Raw genomic sequence first — 19,090 nt, 5'->3', positions numbered from 1 at the left:
GGCAGCGTTCAGCGCACCCGTCCCTCCGAAGTCCGCTGAGACGGCTCCCGATAAGGCTGCACCCCGTTGGTCGCGGCGTTCATCCGACGGATCTCGTTGAGCGCTGCTTCGGCCCTGGAGTGATCGATTCGCTGTGCCGTGGCCTCGGGTCGAAGCCCAAGCGGGCTCGGCGTCGCGACGGAGTACCGGTCGCGATACGCGGCGATTGTGCGCGCTGCCAGCCGCCAACCCTCACGCCGCGACGCGGCAGCGGGCGGTTCACCGAGCTGCGCGATCCATTGCACGCCGTCGGCAATATCTTTGTCGAGCACTGTGTCGGCTCGCTGCGTGATGAGGCCATGACGTTCGTCGAGTGCCTTTCGCATGTCATCAGCGACCGACCCCATCGCTTCGGGCACGAGTCCCGCGATGAGCCTGGGTGCCTTGCGTGTGCGCCCTGATCCAGCTGGCCTTGCGGTGGCGGCGATAAGTCGGTGGCGGATCACGGCAGCGATGTCGTCCGCATCCCCAAAGTCACGCGCACGGACGAGACGCCGGAGCAAGTTGGCCAGGTCATGGTGGTTGGCTTCGGCTCGGCGTAGTTCCGCAGTCAACGGACCAAACGCATCCGAGCCAACAACCTCTTCAGCATCTTCAGCACTGAGGCCGGACGCTCGCACTAGGGATGCCCACCGGTCGCGCTGCGCGGCCGAGGCGATCGTCTCGTATTCTGCGGCAAGCTGCGCGATCGTTCCCCAGGACTCTTGTTCAACGGCGATCGTTTCATGCGCGGAAAGTTCGGCACCGACGTGCTGGAGCACTCCGGTGAGAACGCTGCGGCCGGTGACTTCATCGTTCTCACCAGGATGTGGACCATCGTGGGATGGGTCGGGCTTGTCGACTGCGACGTAGGCGACGTTGGCATCACGGCCCCGTGTCATCGCAACGTAGAAGGTCTCCCGGGACATGGTCGAGTCGACGAGCACGTGTGCCGTTCCGGTCGTGAGGCCTTGCGCGCGGAAGGAGGTGACCGCGTAGCCGAGTTCGACGTGCTCCGCGACGTAGTCAGCTGGTAGAAGGACGCTGGACCCCCACGAACCTCCCGCGCGTCGAACGAGCATCGATCCATCGCGTCGGGCATCGACGACGCTCCAGCGGTCCCCGTTACGCACCCAGCCGTGTCCGGCCAGCAGACGGCGGTCATTGCGGCGCGTGATCACGATGTCACCGCAAGCCGCATGTGTCCCATCGTGCAGCTCCGATTCGCGCGCCCCCCAGACGGTGCCGTCGAGGATCAGATCGGTCCGTGCGCGGTTGTTGAGCGCTGTCACGGATTCGTTGGAGTCTGAGACGAGAACCGTCGCGCGCCCCGCGACGAGATCGGCGCGCCATGCGGCGTAGGCGGCATCAATCACGCTTTCGGTGTCACCGTCAACGATTCGATTGTGCGCATCGTAGGTGTCGATGACTTCGGTGTGACCATGTCTGAGGTCGAGAGACGCACGCTTTTCCCAGTCGTGCGTGAAGCGGTGAACGTCAACGAGTTCGGGAACGTCATCGCGGTCATGTGTGAGCAGCCCGAATGCGCCGCCCGCGTCGACCGCCTGGAGCTGTGCGTAGTCACCGACAAGGAGCACCTTTGCCCTGGCCTTAGCAGCGAGCTGGGTGACTCGGTCCAGCGAGAGCGTCCCCGCGAGGGACGCTTCATCGACGATGACGAGCTGACCCGGTTGGAAGCTCGCTCCGGATTGGAGGTGGTTCTGCCACCACTTCGCTGTGTTCTCGGTTGTGATCCCGAGATCCTCAGCGAGTACATGTGCCGCACTCGAAGATGGCGCAAGTCCAACGACAGATCCTTGGCCGTGTTCCTTCTCCCACGCTCGGCGCAGCGCGTTCATCGCGGTCGTTTTCCCGGCACCAGCGGGGCCGACAAGCAGATCGACGATGCGACCGGACACCGCGATCTCCATCAGCGCGGATGCTTGGTCCTCGCCCAGTACCAATCCCGCACGGTCAGGCTTCCGCACGATGCGTTCGACCGTCTCCAGCGAGACGGTTGGGCCCGTCGTTGTGTGAGCGAGTCGAAGCAGGCGCTCCTCGGCGTCGAGCAGCTCACCCGACGAGAACACCGTGGAGTTCTTCGGCCGGAACACCGACGATTCATCGCTCCTGCGAAAGATGGCAGGGCTGGATGCCAGTTCGGGCGGCGTGAGCCGAATCGACACGGCCTCGGCAGCGTCGACAACCATGCCGATGATCGCTTCGCGATCGCGTGTGCTGGCGAAACGGTACTTCATCGTTTGCCGGGCAGCTTCGGCGGTGAGGTTCCAGCGGCGCCAAGTGGAACGCTTTTCTCCGACTGTGGCCACGACGCTCTGTCCCAGCCCACGAACTACGTCAAGCGGCACATCATCAGCGCGCAGGAGCAACGGCGCCTCATTCGCCGTGACCTCGCGTGCCCAGCGCGTTGCATCGACACCGAGGATCTTGCCCGCCCGATGCCTCCATTCAGTGGTGAGTTCGGCGAGGGAATGGATCTCTTTCTCCGGTCGTGTGGCGAGTGTCGCCTGGGCACGCAGCTTGATGATCGTCGTGCGGGAGGGTTGTCTGCCGTGCTTCTCCACGTACGCGGCGATGAGCCGATCCTTCTCCTCGTTGATATGCCGCGAACGCGACGAGAACTCGGACACGAGTTGTTCAGGGACCTTCGCGATAGCCCATGCCGCGTTGCGGTCTCGTCCGCGATCACGCGTTTCCCACTCAACACCGAAGAGCCGCGTGAGGTGATCCGCGAACACCGCTTCGTGGAACTCGGAGAGCGCCACCGTTGCAGCGTGGAGGGGGCGCCCGTCCAGGCTTCGCCACTTGTTGTCGAGCACGGTCTGCACCTTGTTGCTGATCACGACGTGCGTATGCAGGTGGGGGTCACCCGCGCGCGAGTCGTAGTGGTCATAGGCTGTCGCGATCAGCCCACGCACCTCGACCTGCGCAACGGCACCATCCCCAGGGGTTGCACCGGCGCGAGTGGCTGCAACCTCGCGCTCCATGAACGCAACCACTTCTGCAACCGCCGCGTGATGTGCGTTGACGATGAGTGATTGCGTTCCTGCCTCAGCGACTGCCCACAGCACGGAGGCGGATTTCGGGATGGAGAAGGTGAAGTCGTATCCGGCCACTGCTCGTCGTGTGCCACGCTCGGATTCCGCGGCCTCGATCGCCGCGACTGCTCGGCCCCGAGCGGTCGGCCCCAGCTTGGGATCGAGCGTTCCGACTCGCTCCTCAACGCGCTGAGTCACGGACTTGTAAGCCGGGTACGCACGCCCCAGCGGGGCACCTGTGAGAGGGTCACGCCCCATTCCGATCAGCAGTTGGAGCTGCGCCTCGGTAACTTCATCGCTGTCGCGGAGTTGCCCGCTTCCGAGCGTTGGGAGGCCGCTGCCCATCCAGCGTCCCGGCGGCGTGCCGTCCGCGTTGTAATACCTCGTCAACGGGGTCGAAAGGTCCCGGTCGCCGTCACCAGCCGCCACTGTGCGCAGCAGGTACTTGTAGCCGTCGCCAGCCGACATCACCCGCATCGACACCGTCACCGCAGCTCACCTTCCCTCTATCAAGGAGGAGGTGAACAAGCACGATCGGTGACTTCAGCAGTCACACGCGAGTGGTCGCGACCTCGATCTGCAAGACGCGTGGAGGCTCGGCAGGCGCTGCGGAAAGCGGGAACTACGTGGTCGGGTCCAACAAGCTAGGATGCCTGGAGAGCAGTCATCCTTCGTAGCGGCACGCAACCGCGTATTGATCAATTTCGGAGCCGCTTGCCGTGTCTGGAACCCCGAGTCTGAGTTAGACGCGCAATACCGACAGCTTCGACTTGCTTCGCGCAGGCCTCTAGTCCGAGCGAACCGATTCGGACCTTTTTGTTGGAAATGGCTGTGACAGTTCGACGACGCGATCTAGCAGGTGCTCGATATTCTCGATGGCGGTCAGGGCGAATCCGGCTACGAACGTCATGCGGGACGTTCGCGTCCCATCCGGCGCCCGCTCGAGCAGCACGGAAAGCGCCAGTTGACTCGCGTGACTCAAGCCACTCGTGGCCCTCCAGACTTGTATCCCACTGAAGAAACGCCGCTCCCCCACGAATCCGTCTACAGCGTTGATGATCCCCGTCGATTGGAGCTGATCGTCGATCGCTTCGGTCTGAAGCCCTCGCAGCTTCGTGTTCGCGTCGCGGATCATCTGCTCAAGATCGGGCACGTCAAATTCGTATGAGCCAAAAGCGTTCTGGAGCGCGGCGTGTTGTTGAAAATCGTTAAGAGTGACACGGAGGGATCGCTGCGCCCGAACATCATTGCCATATCCGTTGAGAATCCAGATTCCGTAAGACGTTGACTCAACTGCTGACCGGATCAAAGAATAGGCCGCGACCATCGGGATCTCTTTCACCTTGCGGACGTAACGATGAAGCGTCCACAGGTTGTCGATCGCGACCGCCAAGTACATCTGGACCATCTCAGAGGTATTAAACGGAGTCGTCAGTGCGTCAATCCGGCCAAGGACTGAGTTCCCGGGCGGTGTGGGCAATGACTCGACTCGCCTTTTCACCCCGCCGAGCCGCGTGGCGACTTCGGTCAAGAGGAGATGTTCGCCATACCTCGCCTGTTCCGGCGTCTCCCGAGTGTCGCGTTGGCTGTAACTCTCAGTCACGGAGCTGTGGCTCCAAGCGCCTTGTAAAGCCGGTCCCGCACGCGCGACTTCCGCTGTTCAAAAAACGTCAAGAAGTCCGAGAGGTCAAGAGGAAGGCCGTCGAGATCGTTCTCGTCAAGGTAGGTCTTGCGCCTCACTTCATTCGGGAAGGCTGCAGCGACCCAATCCTCCGGCAGTGCGTCTTGCTTCTCAATGTTGGCTGTTCCTGCAAGTAGCTGAAGGTTCGGCAGCAGGTCGAAAGCCGCGATATAGTCGTCGATCTGCGTCTCTGGGATACCTGCCGCGCGAAGTTTCTTTTTCGTGAATCGCGACTTCGGGAAAATGTGGTCCTCATGGAACTTCTTGCCAAGATCGAGTCCCGGATACAAAACGGAGAGAACGGCGAAGGTGCGCTGTCCGGCGTACTTGAGGTTGAGCAACTCGTCAATCTCAGACGCATCGAATGCGAGCCCCTTGCCGACCGAGGCCATAGCAGCTTCGATCTCGGCGACGGGGAAGGAGCCTGACGCATTCGCAATGAGGGCGTCGCGGATACGCATCAAGGTGGAGTCGAGTCCGGATCCCCAGATTCCGCGTTTGATCAGCGAGCGAGTCACCCAGCCCTGGAGCGCAAGTCGATCGGCAGCGTCGGCGGTCGAATCAAGGTACGAGTCTCCTGCGCCCCGCAAATGGAGATAGTGAGCGATAGGGATGATGACGCTGTTCGCGGTGAGATTGCGTTCATTGAACCCATATTGCTGAAGCAAGGTCGCGGCGCGCAGCAGCGCTCCTTCAATCTCAGGCCATGCGGCTTCCACCTTGGACATGTTTGCCTGGGTGAAGTTCGCGACCTTGAATCGAACGTCGACGCCTGCAACGGTCAGAGCCGTTTTCAAGACGACGTCCTTGGAAAAAGAGAACTGGCGCCCGGCGTTGCTGTTCATCTCACTGACCAGCGAGCGGACTTCTTCGCGAGCGTCGAGTTCCTTCCACTGGTTCGTCGCCATCGAGAGCAGCAGGTCGGAGTACGACAGGGTCGTACCACCACTGTTGATACGGACGAAAATCTCCAGCACCTTGTCGGGGTCCTGATCCGTGACGAGGAAGTAATTCATCGGCTTCAGTACCCGGACAGCCTCGTACAGATCGTACAGTCGTTGGAATGCCGAAGCCTGGTCAACGATGCGCCGCGCGGAAAGCTCCTTCATGATGGCCGGGCCGGAGTTAGCGAGGTCAAGCACCGCTCCGACGCGGAACCACATGCCTTCTTCGCCGTTCTTAGCAACGGCTTCTTTGTCACTGAGGAACCGCAGGTCGTACTTCAGACCCAGCTCTTCATCGGCCGGATCCTCAGCGAGGTTGAGGTACAGCCTCTTGACAGGGAACGCATCAGTGCTGTTCCACCACGCATACTTCTTCTTCTCTGCGTAGCTCCCGTAAAGAGCAATGTTCAGCGAGGTGAGCCGCTGCTGTCCGTCGAGTACCGCGGTCGTCCCGCGACCAGATACGACCGTGGCTTTGTCGGCGTAGGGGTTATCTCGCTCGTGGAAGTTCGTCAGAAACTCGTAGAAGGTGTATGACTGTGCTGTCTCAGGTTGCACGTCCCAGAGCAGGAATGAGCCGACCGGGTAGCCCCGCATCAGGCTGTCGAAGAGCTGCACGATCTGGCCGGTACCCCAGACGAACTCGCGCTGGATCGCGGGCATCAGATAGTCCCGCTTATGAATCGCGGTGAGCATCTCTTCAATACTGCGCGGGGTCTGGAACGACATCGAGTCTTCTCCTAGGCGCTGACGAGCTGCATCAGCTCGGTGTAGTCAGTGACGACGTCGTACTTGACGTCCTTACCGTTCTTGGCGTTGAGAGACGCGAAGAACTTCCGAGCACACTCGATCTTGGCGTCCTCCATGCCCTTGAGCTGAAGGGTCGAAAGAGAGCCTTTGGTTTCAGCCACAAAGTAGACGTGCTTGACGCTGCCTTCTGTGAACGCGATCGCCCAGTCCGGATTGTAATCACCGACAGGGGTCGGGATGAAGAACCCGCGTGGAAGCTTCGCGTAAACAGCGACCTCCGTACTGGTGTCCAGTTCCGTGACGAACGCTCGCTCAATCTTCGAGTCCGTCACCACGAAGTCGTAGACGTGTTTCTTGAGCTTGGCGCCCGCCTTGCGGAAGTCCTGCGCGGTTTGATTCTCGGTGAAGATCGCCGAGTCGAACCGGTCCTCTAGCGTGTCGTACGCCAGGTGTTCGACGATGACAGTCGCTTTCTGCTCGTTGATCAGCCGCGCAGCCTCCGTGATGAACTGCTCAGGATTTAATCGGAACTTCCCGAACGTGCCCGGTGCCACGCCTCTCAGAATCGCGGCGACTGTGCGGCGGGTGAGCTGGGTCTTCTCCGTAATCTCGCCCAACAGGTCGTACTTCACCTGTGAGCCCGCGCTCACCGTCTCGGTGTGAGTCTGCGTAGTCGACACTGCGAATCCGGAACCGCTCGTCAGGTCAGCTGCCTCAAGCTCATCGCGCTGCTGCCCCGTCTGGACGATGTACTGCATCGCGGCGACGTTCAGGTGTTTGTCGAGGTGGCCGACGGCCTTCTGAATCAGTTCCGCTGAGTCGAACTCGACCTGATAGACCGCCCTATGGTTGATGCGGCCCCAGAGCTCCTGGAACTCTTTCTTGGCGAAGTTGGCGTCGTTGAGCGGGATCTTCTTCGGCTTGCGTGCGTCCTCGCCGATCATCGACACGTCAAGATAGAGCGCGTCCACGAGCGGCCAGCAGAAATCAATGACGGGTCGCAGCACCTCGGAGGTAGGCTCTGCGAGCGTCCCAGACTCTTTTGCCTGCATATATGCGTCAGAGACAGTGTCATCGTCGTTGAGGTAGTCGTTCTTGATCAGGTACTTGTAGAGAGCTTGCGCCACGGCCTCCTCAACCGGAGATTCACCGGACAGTGTCGTGATGGTCTTGCCGATGAAGAACTTGACGCTGGCCTTGCGCGGCCGCGCCGCAAGCGATTCGGCTATCTCTTTCTGGAGCCCTGCAACGAAATCGGTATACGACTCGTCGGTGACCACCGTCAGCTTGTTGATGTTGTGCACCGTGGCGGGGTTGTCCATGCGTTCGCCATGCTGGTCGACGGCGAGGCGCAGGCCACGGCCGATCTCTTGACGACGGGACACGGTGTTGTCGCTCTTCTTAAGCATGCCCATCACGAACACATTGGGGTTGTCCCATCCCTCTCGAAGCGCCGAGTGGGAAAAGAGGAACCGTACCGGTTCCTCGAACGAGAGCAGACGCTCCTTGTCTTTGAGGATCAGATCGTACGCATCCGTGTCCGTGGACTGGCCCTTGTCGTCACCGCGGCCGGAGACCTTACCGTCGATCTGACGCTTGCTCGACTTGTCGATCGAGAAGTAGCCTTCGTGCACCCGGCCAACCGTGTCGCGCCGCAAGTACTCTTGGTACTCCTCCGTCGCGTCGTCGATTGCCAACTCGCCGAGCACCTCGTCGCGAATCGCCGTGAACTCTTCCTCGAACACGCGGGCGTAGTCGCCGAGGGTATCTTCCCGTTCGTAGTTGCGGTACTTGGCGACCTCATCGATGAAGAATAGTGAGAGTACCTTGATGCCTTGGCTGAACAGTTCGCGTTCCTTGTCTAAATGAGCACGAATGACCTCACGAATCTGGATGCGCCGCTTCGTCTCCTCCGTGACGTCGCGGTCGGCGAGTTGCCCCGCGATAACGACGTCGCCGTTACTCAGTTCGATAACGTCGCGGTTCGCATCGATGTCATTGACGATGAGCGCCTTCCCGTCAGGCTTGTACGCTTCGAGACCGCCTGAGAGATCGTGAAGATTCGTGCCCTTCTCGACTCGTTTGACCATGCGCTTGATCGGTCCGCCCTTGGGCTGCACTTCGATCTCAATCCGAGCACGGGGCTTCGCTCCCTTAGCAATCTCGATCGCATCAAGATAGAGATACGCGCTTGATCCAGCGAGACCTTTGACTGTGATGCCCCGAACTGAAATCTTCTTGACTAACTTTTGGTTGTAGGCGTCTAGGGCGTCTAGTCGAACGACCTTGGTGTAGTCGTGATGGGGCTTGTGTGTGGCCGAGTAGCGCAGAACCATGAGCGCGTTGAACTCAGCTAGAGATTGAATCGAGGTCGACGGCTTCTTTGGTTTTCCTGACTTGGTGTCAAACTCTTCACCAAATCGCTGAGGCTCGTCGATAATCACGATCGGTCGATTCGCCTTGATCACGTCGATCGGCTTTCGTGACTGGAAATCATCGAGCACGTCGTAGATACGACGCTGATCTTTTCCTGTTGTGTTGAATGCCTGGATGTTGATGATCATCACCTGCACCCCCGAGTCGGAGCTGAAACGCTCTAGCTCGTGCAACTGAGATGAGTTATAGATGAATGAGCGAGGTTTGGTCCCGTAAGACTGTTGGAAATGGTCGGCCGTCACGTCGAAGGACTTCTTTACCCCTTCGCGGATCGCAACCGAGGGGACCACGACAATATACTTCGACCAGCCATACCGCTTGTGCAGTTCCATCATCGTCTTTATGTAGACGTAAGTCTTGCCGGTTCCTGTCTCCATCTCCACTGTGAGGCTAGGCGCGCCGGGGGCGGCCCTACTTTCCATGACCTTCGACGACACCGGCAGATTGCGAGACCGCTGCACTCTGTGGATACCCTCCAACAATTGGGCTGAGGAGAGCGCGATCTCGGCGTTCCGAAGACCAGAGTCAGGCGTCTCATTTGTCTCGAACAACGTTGGGTTTAACGCAGGCGCCACCATGCCGGGGTCGATTCGATATGAGATGCCGTCATGCTTGGGCTGACCTTCAAAGACATCCACGATCGAGTCGACGGCTTCGGTCTGATACTGCTGGACCTTGAACTGTAGTTTCATCCCGATCAGATCGCCTTCACGTCGGTCGCTGGGGACACCTCACGAAAGACCTGCTCTGCGTTGATCCGAGCATCATCCGATGCGAAGCCCGAATCACGGAAGACCGCACGTAGCGGCTGCCGCCGCGAGATCGCGTGGACAATCTCCGGAGTTACCTCGCTGTCGAAGCATGCGATCAGCGCACCGTCTTCAACAGTGAACACTTGACGATCGTGGATCTGTTCGACGACGATGGGCATCGTCAAGTCGAGACCCCAGTCGAGGAGCACCTGAAAGAGTAAATCTTCAGCTGAACGGTCGGATTTCACGCTCCCCTCAAGCTGCTTGAGCGCCAACTGGTCAGTGTCATCTGGGGAACGAAGGACGTCCGTCATGTTGGTGGTGTCTAGTTTCAGTACTCTGAAGCCGAAGTCCAACCCCTTGGCCGTGCCCCGGAGCGTGTCCCCGGCCAGGCGGAGGCGCTGCTTTCCGATCTCGGCGACGGTCGCCGGCTTATCGAGCTTGCCAAGCAATTTGATCGCGTTGGCCGTAATCAACTTGGCGGCACCCTTGGCCGTCTTGAGCGATGCGTTCAGGTCTTCGGCTAGCTGGATACCGATGAAGCAAACGGCACTGCCCGACGTGCGGTTTAGCTCCCATACGGCGTGAAGGGCCGAACCTGACCCCGAGAACATGTCCAAAACTATGTCTTCTCCTGAAACGCCGACCGCCCGGTAGATATCGCGTAGGAGCAATTCGTCCTTGGGATTGGTGAAGACCTTCTCCCCGAAAAGGAGCGCGAGCCGCTTTGACGCGGCACGACCGTCGACGAATCTAACGCTGGTGAGGCTTTGAGTCTCAGCTTGCTTCAGGTACGTTTTCAGCTTCGGGACCGTGGTGTGGTCTGGCCCAAAATGAACGCGCCCCTCAGCAATCTTTTCCTTCATAGACTCGGGAGGAAAGACCCATCCGCGCGATGGCTGCTTGCATGGCTTGCCAGTCACGGGGTGAATGACGTCATAGACGTACTGCCCGTCGTTTGGGCCCGAGATATCACTTCCGAAGTAGACGCCTTTTGCATCCATCGAGTCGTAATGCTTGTTGCCATACACGGGATCGGAAGCCGGAAACGTCTTGTACCAAGCCTTCGCCGCCGAGTTAATGGCTGCCCAGTCTTCTCCGAACTGTTTCCGGAAGCCCTCAAATGCGGCGTAGATCTTCTCCAAGCCCTCTTTGCGCTCAGTCCAATCACCAATGTTCACAGTCTTGTTCTTTACGAAGAAGACGATGTACTCGTGCTGCATTGAGATGTAGCTCTGGTCGTTTTTACTGCTGTTCTTTAGTACGATCTCGCCGACATACGCGTCGGTACCAAAAACCTCGGAACCGAGATTCACCAAGTTGGCATGCTCATTTTCATCGATGGAGATAGCGAGCACGCCGTCGTCGGAAAGCAGGTTACGGGCCAGTTTCAGGCGCGGCAGCAACATGGTGAGCCAGCTGGAATGGTACCGACCGTTCGCTTTTGGGTTCGAGACAAGCGGAACTCCGTCTTCGCTAATCTGGCCTGAGCGCAGAAGTTCTTCTGCCTTGGTCGCGGCGAATGAATCGCTGTACACAAAGTCATTTCCCGTGTTGTAGGGCGGGTCGATATAAATCAGCTTGACTTTGCCAAGGTATGACTCCTGTAACAGCTTGAGAGCATCGAGGTTGTCGCCTTCGATGAAGACATTCTTGGTGGTATCGAAGTCCACAGACTCGTCACGGACAGGCCGGAGAGTCTTGGCAATAGGTGCATTAGCGGCCATTGCTGCCGCGCGCTTGCCCGGCCAGTCGAGCCGGTAGCGCTCCTGCGGCCCTTCCACGAGGCTATCCGATAGTTCTTGGCGTAACAGATCGAAGTCGACCGCCATCTTGACGTTGCCGTCAACGTCGACGGACTCGGTGATGACGGTCGGGAACAGCTCGGCGAGCTTGTCGATATTGGTGTCGGTTAGGTTTGGCGACGTCATTCGTAGTTTCTCCACGGGTTACCTCTGCTGTTCGAGTTCTTGTTGTCTAGTCTTGAGGGTGCGGCGTAGCTCGATCTTGCGGTTGAGCTGCGGCTCAGTATGGAGTTTGCGCTCCAAGGCGGTGATCTCGCGTTCGAGTTTCCGCACTGTTGCCAGCCTGTCGGCAACCTCTGACATTTCCTCGCCCTGGCGCACCGTCACTGGCATCAAAGGTTCCAGGATCGCTGCGTAGAGAGTGGGCAGGCGGATTGCGGTAGGGAGGGACTGTCGCTCTGCGTCAGCAGAGAGCCAACTAGTCGAGTAGTAGGTGCTGAGTTTCGGAGCGCCTGGGCTAAGCAGTTTATGTGCCGCGGCCATCCGAACTTGTGGTTCCCCTGCCGTTGTTCTTGTGACCTCGAAGATGATCGGGAATTGAATCGCCTTGTCGATCGCAGACAGCACCTGGTCGGCGACGTCGCCAGTCTTGGTGTCGATATGAAAGATCTGAATCTCGGGCACGGCCGCACTACCGGGGAGGTTGATGGTGGATTCAGCAAGCTTGTAGGCCCAGGTGATTCGCTGGACCTCAGACACAAACTTCTCGCGCACCGCAGTGCTCACACTGCCGTGCGCGTAGAACTTCTCCTTAGGCACACGGCTGCCGAACTTCGCAGCGGCAGGCCAGCTGTACAGCAAATCAACCATCGGTTCCCCCGTCGGCTGGCTCAGAGTGCGAAGTGGCGGGCTCCACGATGGCGACGAATGCGGTCAGTTCGAAGTCATCGAGGCCAGCAATGGACTGTGTCAGCGCGGTAGTTTGGCCGCCAGTGAAGAGGCTGTCGATGTCGCGTTCCTCTGTAACGTCGATCATCGAGTGGATCGCGTCGGTCAAAAGCTCGGAGTACTTGCTCATCTGCGCACCTTCACCCGTAGCAGCGTTGAACGCGTGTACGACCTCAGGGACAGGCTCGCTGTAGGGTCGGCATCCGGCGCGGAGCAGGTCGAGTAGGTGTTTAGCCTCGGTGTGGTCGGCGATGACATTGCCTTGGTCATCCAGGTAGACGAGATAGTGCGGGTGGAGCCGGTTACCACGATTGCCGCTCTTTCCAGTGAGCTGAGCATCGTCGGCGTTCACGCTGCGCAGCGCAAAGATGACGCCCGGCTTGAGGCCCTTCGCGGGGTCGGCAGGAACGACGGCGTGCAGGCCCTTGGGAACGGCAGCGAGGTCTCCGTTTTCCTTGATGTAACCAAGCAGGTCCATCCGAAAATCGTTGAGTCCGAGGTCGGTGATCGAGACGCCGGTGCGCACGTCCTCAAGTTCGATGACTTCGTCCTGGAGCTTACGGAGCTGTTCTTTGCGGAACGCTGCATCGGAGTTTTCCAGGGTGAGCACGTTATCGTCGGCCGTGCTTGCAAGGTCAGCGATAACCATGCGGTTCTCGACGCGCTCTTTGAGGTTGATGTACTCGTCGAGCGAAATATCGGGCCAGAAGTTGACCAGCTGTATCTGAGCGTTGGTGGAGCCGATGCGGTCGATACGCCCAAACCGCTGGATGATGCGAACCGGGTTCCAGTGGATGTCGTAGTTGATGAGAAAGTCGCAGTCCTGGAGGTTTTGCCCCTCACTGATGACATCGGTGCCGATAAGGACGTCCAACTCCCGAGTCTCATTAGGCATGGTGAGGTGGCGTTGCTTCGACTTGGGCGAGAACATGGCCATGACCTGCTGGAAGTCGAACCCGGTGCCGAGAGTGGCTTTGGCGCCGTGGCTGCCGCCGGTAATGACCGCCGTCTCCAGCCCCGCATTGGCGAGCACAGGAGCGAGTTCACGGTAGAGGTAGTTCGCGGTGTCGGCGAAGGCAGAGAAGACCAGCACCTTACGGTTGCCGGGGTTTATCGGATCGGCCACCTTGTTGGCGATGAGTTGCTTGATTCTCTCGAGTTTCAAGTCGTGGGTCGGAGTAACCTTGCGCATCTCGTCAAGCAACTCTCGCAGGGTTTCGCGGTCGTTCCATAGATCCCGCTGCCAGGACTCGATGTCTAGGTCATCGAGGTCGATCTTGATCTTCTCCCCGAACGAGATGGCTTCGACGTTTGCGTCGTCTTCATCATCGAGGTCGAAGTCAAGCCCGGTGAGATCAGCGCTCAGATCAGCGAGCGCTCCTGCGTGAGAATCGAGGCGCCGCAGGGTGCGGTCCACTGACTCCTCGATCTTGCTTACGGTCAGGCGGAAGGCTTCGACCGAACTCTCCAGTCGCTTGAGAAGGTTCACAGTCATGAGCTTCTTGAGACCTTGCTCGCGCCCAGCTTGGCCAAGGTTGGAGCGGGCGCTACCAGCTGTGACGTTGTACAAGTCTTCATATTTGGCGCGTCGGCTCGGAAACACATATGCGAGCGGTGTATATACGGCAAGGGTGAGCGCTTGGAGCTGCTCGAAGATTTCGTTGAAACCCGGAACGTCCGCGAGGTCGGTGAGTGGTTCGCGGATAGAAAGTGGTGTGCGGCGTTCAGGGAAGGCGCCGATCTCGGTGGTGTCGTAGAACGCCTGGATGTGCTTGCGTGAGCGAGCGATCGTCACCGCGTCAAGCAGTTCGAAGAAGTCGAAATCGAGCATCTTGAGGATACGATCCGTGGTGCGATCTTGAGTGTCGAGTTTGGACCACTCGTTAAAGACCCGCTGCGCGTCGCTGAAGACTTTCTCGACGGTAGTGGAGAGGTTCAGATGCTGAGCGAGATTTTCGGATTCTCCCTCGTAGGCGAGTTGGAGCTGATTCTTCAGGTCGTTGAAGCGATTATTTACCGGGGTTGCCGAGAGCATCAGCACCTTGGTCTTGACTCCTTCTCGAATGACCTGCCGCATGAGCCGCTGATAGCGCGACTCCTTCTCCTCGGCATAGTCGGCGTTACGGAAGTTGTGCGACTCATCGATGACGACCAAGTCGTAGTTGCCCCAGTTGATCCGATCCAGCCTCAGGCCGAGCGACTCACCGCGGGTCCGTGACAGGTCGGTATGCGCGAGGACGTCGTAGTTGAACCGATCCGCGGCAAAAATATTCGTCGTGAGATTCGCGTTGTAGTTTGTCCAGTTCTCGGAGAGTTTCTTCGGCGCAAGCACGAGCACCGATTTGTTGCGCAGCTCGTAGTACTTGATTACTGCCAATGCAGTGAAGGTCTTACCCAGACCGACACTGTCAGCGAGGATGCAGCCGTTGTAGGTCTCCAGCTTGTTGATGATCCCTGTCGCTGCATCGCGCTGGAAATTGTAGAGACTCTGCCAGACCTTCGTGTCTTGGTATCCGGTGCGGTCATTCGGCAGGACATCTTCGTTGATGTCGTCGAGGAATTCGGCAAATAGGTTGTACAGCACGAGGAAGTAGATGCGCGCTGGAGCGTTCTCCGCATACACGCTGGCGATGTGGTCATGGACCGTCTGGGTAACATCGTCGAGCTGGTCGGGATTGTGCCAAATTTGGTCAAAAAGCTGGAGGTATTGGGAGGTCATCGGAGCTTCGTCAACGCGTTGCACCATGTTTGACACAGCGTTGCCCCGCTCGTAACCAAGGTCCGCCGTGGTGAAGCCCTGCAGGGATGTGTAAGCAGCGCTGTCACCAACGACCGCGAACTGCTGCATTGGATTGCTGGTTGCGTTCGATCGGAACGTGACCTTGCGGCGCACCCAGTCCGCACATTCCTTCGCGACCGCGCGTTGGGTGAGCTGGTTACGCAGCCTAATCTCAAACTCCGAGCCAGACAGGCTCGACTCAGCATGACCAGCTGGGATGAAGAATTCGCGGCGCTCCTTGCGGAGCTTGTCCGTCATCTTCTCCGTAACGAACGCTGGCGTCGTGAAAATAAACTCCAGCTCTGAAACCTGCTCCAGCTCCTTACGGAGGGCCTCGAATGCGAAGATCGAGAACGTCGATGCGGCGATACGAACTTTGGAACCCGGGGTGATCTCGGCCTTGAGATCATCTCCAAGGAGGTCGGTGACGTTATTGATGATGCGCAAGCTGTTAGCCCTCCGCCCCGTCACGCACGTTTCCGACCGCGCTGCCGCCCCTAACCCAATCGTCGACCTCGCTCGCCTGGAACTTCCACAGACGGCCGATCTTGTGGGCGGGCATCCCCTTCTCGGCGATCCAGGTGTAGACGGTGTCCTTGGTGACGCCAAGATACGTCGCAATGTCGTCGGCAGACATCCATGGCTCAGTCACGTCTCTCCTCCGTCTCGACCCGCGCAGGCCGACATTCCCGATGATATCGGAGTGACAGCGGGTTGAGTAGGGTTTTTACCGGTGTAATCGGGCCAACCATCACGATGGAGCCGGGCGCGGCACCCATCAGTCGGTGATGCGGTTCGCGAGCCAAGAGCCGACGGCAGAGCGCCACCGTTCCGGGGCGGAGTTCCATGCAAGCGTGTGCCCTGCGTCAAAAGACTCCAGTTGGACAAGGTCAGGACGTCGATCGCGGAGTGTCACCGAGACACTGATGAGGGCTGAGTCGTCTCTGGTGCCGTGCAGGATCAGCATGGGAACGGTGAGCTCTTCGGCGCGCTGCACCCAATCAAGCTCCCGAAGGGGGATGGCACCCGGCAGCCCGACCATGCGGGCGAGCGGGTCCAGCGTCAACCACGGGGTCGCGAGATGACCTGCCACTGCGGGCAATCCACTTCGTGCACAGTTCGCTTTGATCACGTCGATCCAGTTGAGAACTGGAGAGTCCAAAACGAGTCCCGCGATCACACCGCGCTCTTGCGTGCGGTTGGCAACTTGTAGTGCGATCGCGGCACCCACCGACCATCCGAACAGCACGATCCGTTGCGCGCCGTTCTGGACCGCGAAATCGACTGCGGCTTCGGCATCCTCGCGCTCCGTGAAGCCAAGCGTTGAGCACCCAGCGCCAAGTCGGGGTCCTTCGCCGTCGTTGCGGTAGCTGATGATGAGCGAGGTGTAACCCTGCTCCGTGGCAACTTGAACACCGCGCAACGTTCCGGTCCGGCTGCTCCCCAGACCGTGGATGTGGATCGCCCAGGTCGAGCAGTCCTCTTTGCCCTCAATGAGCCATGCCGAAGCTGCGCCAGCAGGTGTGTTGATCGAGATCTCCCTGGCGCTGAGGCCTGCATCGGCTGGGTTTGCGAAGTAGATCCCGCTCCACGAAAAGCGGTCTCCAGCGGAAGGTAGGAAGTCGTGCATCGCATCCGTCACAACTCGAGCGATCTGGCCAGAGCCTCGATCGAGCACTTCGTCGGATATTCGCACCCAATCGCCCGTCTCGAACCACAGGTTGTAGACACCGCGCGCGGCAGTCTCGCGTGTGCGGTCGAGGACCAGTAGTCGCCGATCTCCATCAACCTCCACATCGCGGATGGTCAGGTCGAAGTTCCTTGGGCCTACCCGTGCGGTCAGCCTCCGGGCGATAGTCCATCCGAGACTCAGACCCCCCGCGGTAAGCAGCGCCGCGCCCGCAGCGATGATCCGTCTCATACCTGTCCTCGTTCGCGTGCAGGGCGACCAGGCACAGATTCAAGTGCGCCGCGCGCATCAGCCCCCAAGAGGTGAGCCTCGGCTCGCTCCAGCAATGCACGATCGGGTCCAGTGACTTCAAAAGAGACGCGTGGATCGATCATTGCGTCACGGATCTCGACGATCTCGCGATGGAGGCGAACCTCTGGGTCATCCAGGCTCGACCCGAGCGAGTTCGTGCCGCTGAGTCCCGGCCGCACGAGTGTTGCTCGACGCCAGAGCGGATCCAGCTCTCTCACCATCTCAGATGTCTGCGCATGTCTGGCGCGATCTCGCACGTATCGGACCAGTGGTTGTCCTACGAATCCGGCGCACAGAAAAACAAACGCAAGTAGAGATAGCGGCCCATACGTTGCGCCGACCGCGTTCATGAGTTCGAGGTTGCCTGAGATGTGAGCAACATCCATAACGATCACCACCACGCAGAGTGCGACGCCCGAAGCGGAGCCAATGAACAGCAGCGCCGGCGGAATGCGCTGGATGCCATCGCCAAGCCGGAACTGACGTGTCGCCAACGCGAGCATCGCGGCAACGACGATCCCGCAGTACGTGAAAGCGACGATCGAATACGTCGCGGCCCACGGTTGGGCGCCGAGAGCAATCATAAAATTGACCGTCGTTGGCCCTCGATCGATGAGAGTGAAGGCCACTGAGGCGCCAAGGAGTGCGATGAACAGTGCGGAGCGACCAACGGCCGCGCGCACCAAACGAGGGCGATACTCCCCCGCTTTCATAGCTGCCCGGCCAAGGAAAAAGAGGCCGATCATCAGGAGAACATCTGAGAGCAGCGTGGCCAGGTTGGTTGCGCCAAGAACTCGATCGACGACGACGTAGATCGCATCGACGTTGAGTGTCATCGCGATAGCTATGGTGAGCGCAGAATACGTGATGCTGCGGTCTGTGCGCCCGCGCCGCAGGATGAGCAGGCTCGCCACAAGCACCCACATGAGCGCAGCGACGAGCGTCTGAATCATGCGAATATCTCCGAGTAGCGAGACTCCGCGAAGGCCGAACCGCGGATCCCTGCCGCGAGCCGGTCAGCCAACGACTCTGCAGCGATCTCAGCGCCTGTGTCGAGGTCCTGGCGCCTGAGCAAGCGACCACGCGTGTGCGGTGGGATATCGGGAAGCAGGGCATCCACCTCGGAGCACTCGTCACCGTCGCAGTGCCCAAGAATCATGTGAGCGAACTCATGCAGAACGAACTGCTGTCGGTGCAGAACCGAGTCACTGTGGGCGTGGAGGATCAGATCCTCAGTATCGGTAGTCAGCCAGACGGCGCAAATGCCATCATGGTCGCCAAGTTCAGCAAGCTCAACGACCCGCAGCTTCCGTTGTCTGCGCTGCCGCACAGCGTCGAACAAGGCGTCGAAAGTGAAGACTCCGCCCAGAGCAAGATCAGCGACAGCCGTAGACACGGTCAGTTCGATATTCATGCTCTGCTCACCCTCCTTCGAGAGCATCTACCGGCGTTGTTCCGCACCGGGGCACCGTCACTGCTCGATTGTGTGTGCCATTTCTTCATCTAGGAACCGGCTGATGGCTTGGAGAGCTTTCGGCGAAATATCTCCTAGGGTGCGGGCCGCGTACGACTTAACCTTCGCCGCCCTCATTGAGCGCACAAGATCGAGCTGTGCGCTCACTCGCGGCGGAACCTCGGCCCCATCAGAACCGACAAGGAAGTCAGCGTCGACATCGAAGAACGCTGCGAGCCCTTCGAATATCTCGGGGTCTTGCACATACCGATGGCCATTCACCATGTAGGTCCACCGCGATCTCGACAGGTTGGTGCCGCGTTCGCCTAGGTAGGCGGCGATCTGCGAATACGTGGGTTCAACACCGGACTCGGTGATCGCAACGTCAAGCAGCAGCCGCAGGCGTTTCGCGAGATCCGCGGCGGCGGCTTTGCTCTCGTTTTCGGTCATTTGTGCTGACCCCCTTCCGTCGGGACGGGTAGGTATCGGCGACGGCCACCCCGGCGGGGTGTTGCGCATGCTCAACATAGCCGTTGAGCATGCA

The 19,090-nt window shown here is 59.4% G+C and carries 12 protein-coding genes; all 12 read right to left on the bottom strand.

Annotated elements, in window-relative coordinates; translation table 11 throughout:
* Positions 1-8: 8 nt before the first annotated feature.
* The 12 genes from mobF to ESZ53_RS01440 all read right to left on the bottom strand — a co-directional run bounded on the left by mobF (position 9) and on the right by ESZ53_RS01440 (position 18,996).
* Positions 9-3,554: a MobF family relaxase gene (gene mobF / locus ESZ53_RS01495; RefSeq protein ID WP_168187259.1), complete on the bottom strand. Its 3,546-nt coding sequence runs from the start codon at positions 3,552-3,554 to the stop codon at positions 9-11.
* 310 nt (positions 3,555-3,864) lie between these two features.
* The gene (locus ESZ53_RS01490) at positions 3,865-4,608 is read right to left on the bottom strand and encodes a hypothetical protein (RefSeq protein WP_129071217.1); all 744 of its coding nucleotides are present in this window, start codon (positions 4,606-4,608) and stop codon (positions 3,865-3,867) included.
* Positions 4,609-4,676: 68 nt separating this feature from the next.
* Complete coding sequence (locus ESZ53_RS01485; RefSeq protein WP_129071216.1) at positions 4,677-6,431, bottom strand: DUF262 domain-containing protein; 1,755 nt, start codon at positions 6,429-6,431, stop codon at positions 4,677-4,679.
* A gap of 11 nt (positions 6,432-6,442) precedes the next feature.
* The gene (locus ESZ53_RS01480) at positions 6,443-9,580 is read right to left on the bottom strand and encodes a type III restriction-modification system endonuclease (protein WP_129071215.1); all 3,138 of its coding nucleotides are present in this window, start codon (positions 9,578-9,580) and stop codon (positions 6,443-6,445) included.
* Between the two features lie 5 nt (positions 9,581-9,585).
* On the bottom strand, positions 9,586-11,571 hold the full coding sequence (locus ESZ53_RS01475) for a site-specific DNA-methyltransferase (RefSeq protein ID WP_246837345.1): 1,986 nt from the start codon (positions 11,569-11,571) through the stop codon (positions 9,586-9,588).
* An 18-nt stretch (positions 11,572-11,589) separates the two neighbouring features.
* The gene (locus ESZ53_RS01470; protein ID WP_129071213.1) at positions 11,590-12,255 is read right to left on the bottom strand and encodes a DUF4391 domain-containing protein; all 666 of its coding nucleotides are present in this window, start codon (positions 12,253-12,255) and stop codon (positions 11,590-11,592) included.
* The gene (locus tag ESZ53_RS01465; protein WP_129071212.1) at positions 12,248-15,559 is read right to left on the bottom strand and encodes a helicase-related protein; all 3,312 of its coding nucleotides are present in this window, start codon (positions 15,557-15,559) and stop codon (positions 12,248-12,250) included. Before ESZ53_RS01465 ends, ESZ53_RS01470 begins: the two co-directional genes overlap by 8 nt.
* Positions 15,560-15,563: 4 nt before the next feature.
* Positions 15,564-15,764, bottom strand: coding sequence for a helix-turn-helix domain-containing protein (locus ESZ53_RS01460; RefSeq protein ID WP_129071211.1), 201 nt, complete (start codon positions 15,762-15,764; stop codon positions 15,564-15,566).
* A gap of 126 nt (positions 15,765-15,890) precedes the next feature.
* Entirely contained in the window at positions 15,891-17,033 is a 1,143-nt protein-coding gene (locus ESZ53_RS01455) for a S9 family peptidase (RefSeq protein WP_129071210.1), read from the bottom strand.
* Entirely contained in the window at positions 17,030-18,046 is a 1,017-nt protein-coding gene (locus ESZ53_RS01450; protein ID WP_129071209.1) for a DUF6545 domain-containing protein, read from the bottom strand. Before ESZ53_RS01450 ends, ESZ53_RS01455 begins: the two co-directional genes overlap by 4 nt.
* Positions 18,043-18,507 carry a hypothetical protein gene (locus ESZ53_RS01445; protein WP_129071208.1) on the bottom strand — a complete coding sequence of 155 codons (465 nt, stop codon included), beginning with the start codon at positions 18,505-18,507 and terminating at the stop codon, positions 18,043-18,045. Before ESZ53_RS01445 ends, ESZ53_RS01450 begins: the two co-directional genes overlap by 4 nt.
* 57 nt (positions 18,508-18,564) lie before the next feature.
* Positions 18,565-18,996, bottom strand: a complete 432-nt coding sequence (locus ESZ53_RS01440; protein ID WP_129071207.1) for a hypothetical protein — start codon at positions 18,994-18,996, stop codon at positions 18,565-18,567.
* Between the last annotated feature and the right edge of the window lie 94 nt (positions 18,997-19,090).

It is taken from the genome of Salinibacterium sp. UTAS2018 (assembly GCF_004118935.1).
Classification (GTDB): domain Bacteria; phylum Actinomycetota; class Actinomycetes; order Actinomycetales; family Microbacteriaceae; genus Rhodoglobus.
Note: the sequence above shows the minus strand (reverse complement) of the source record. Positions and strands in the feature narration are given on the sequence as shown.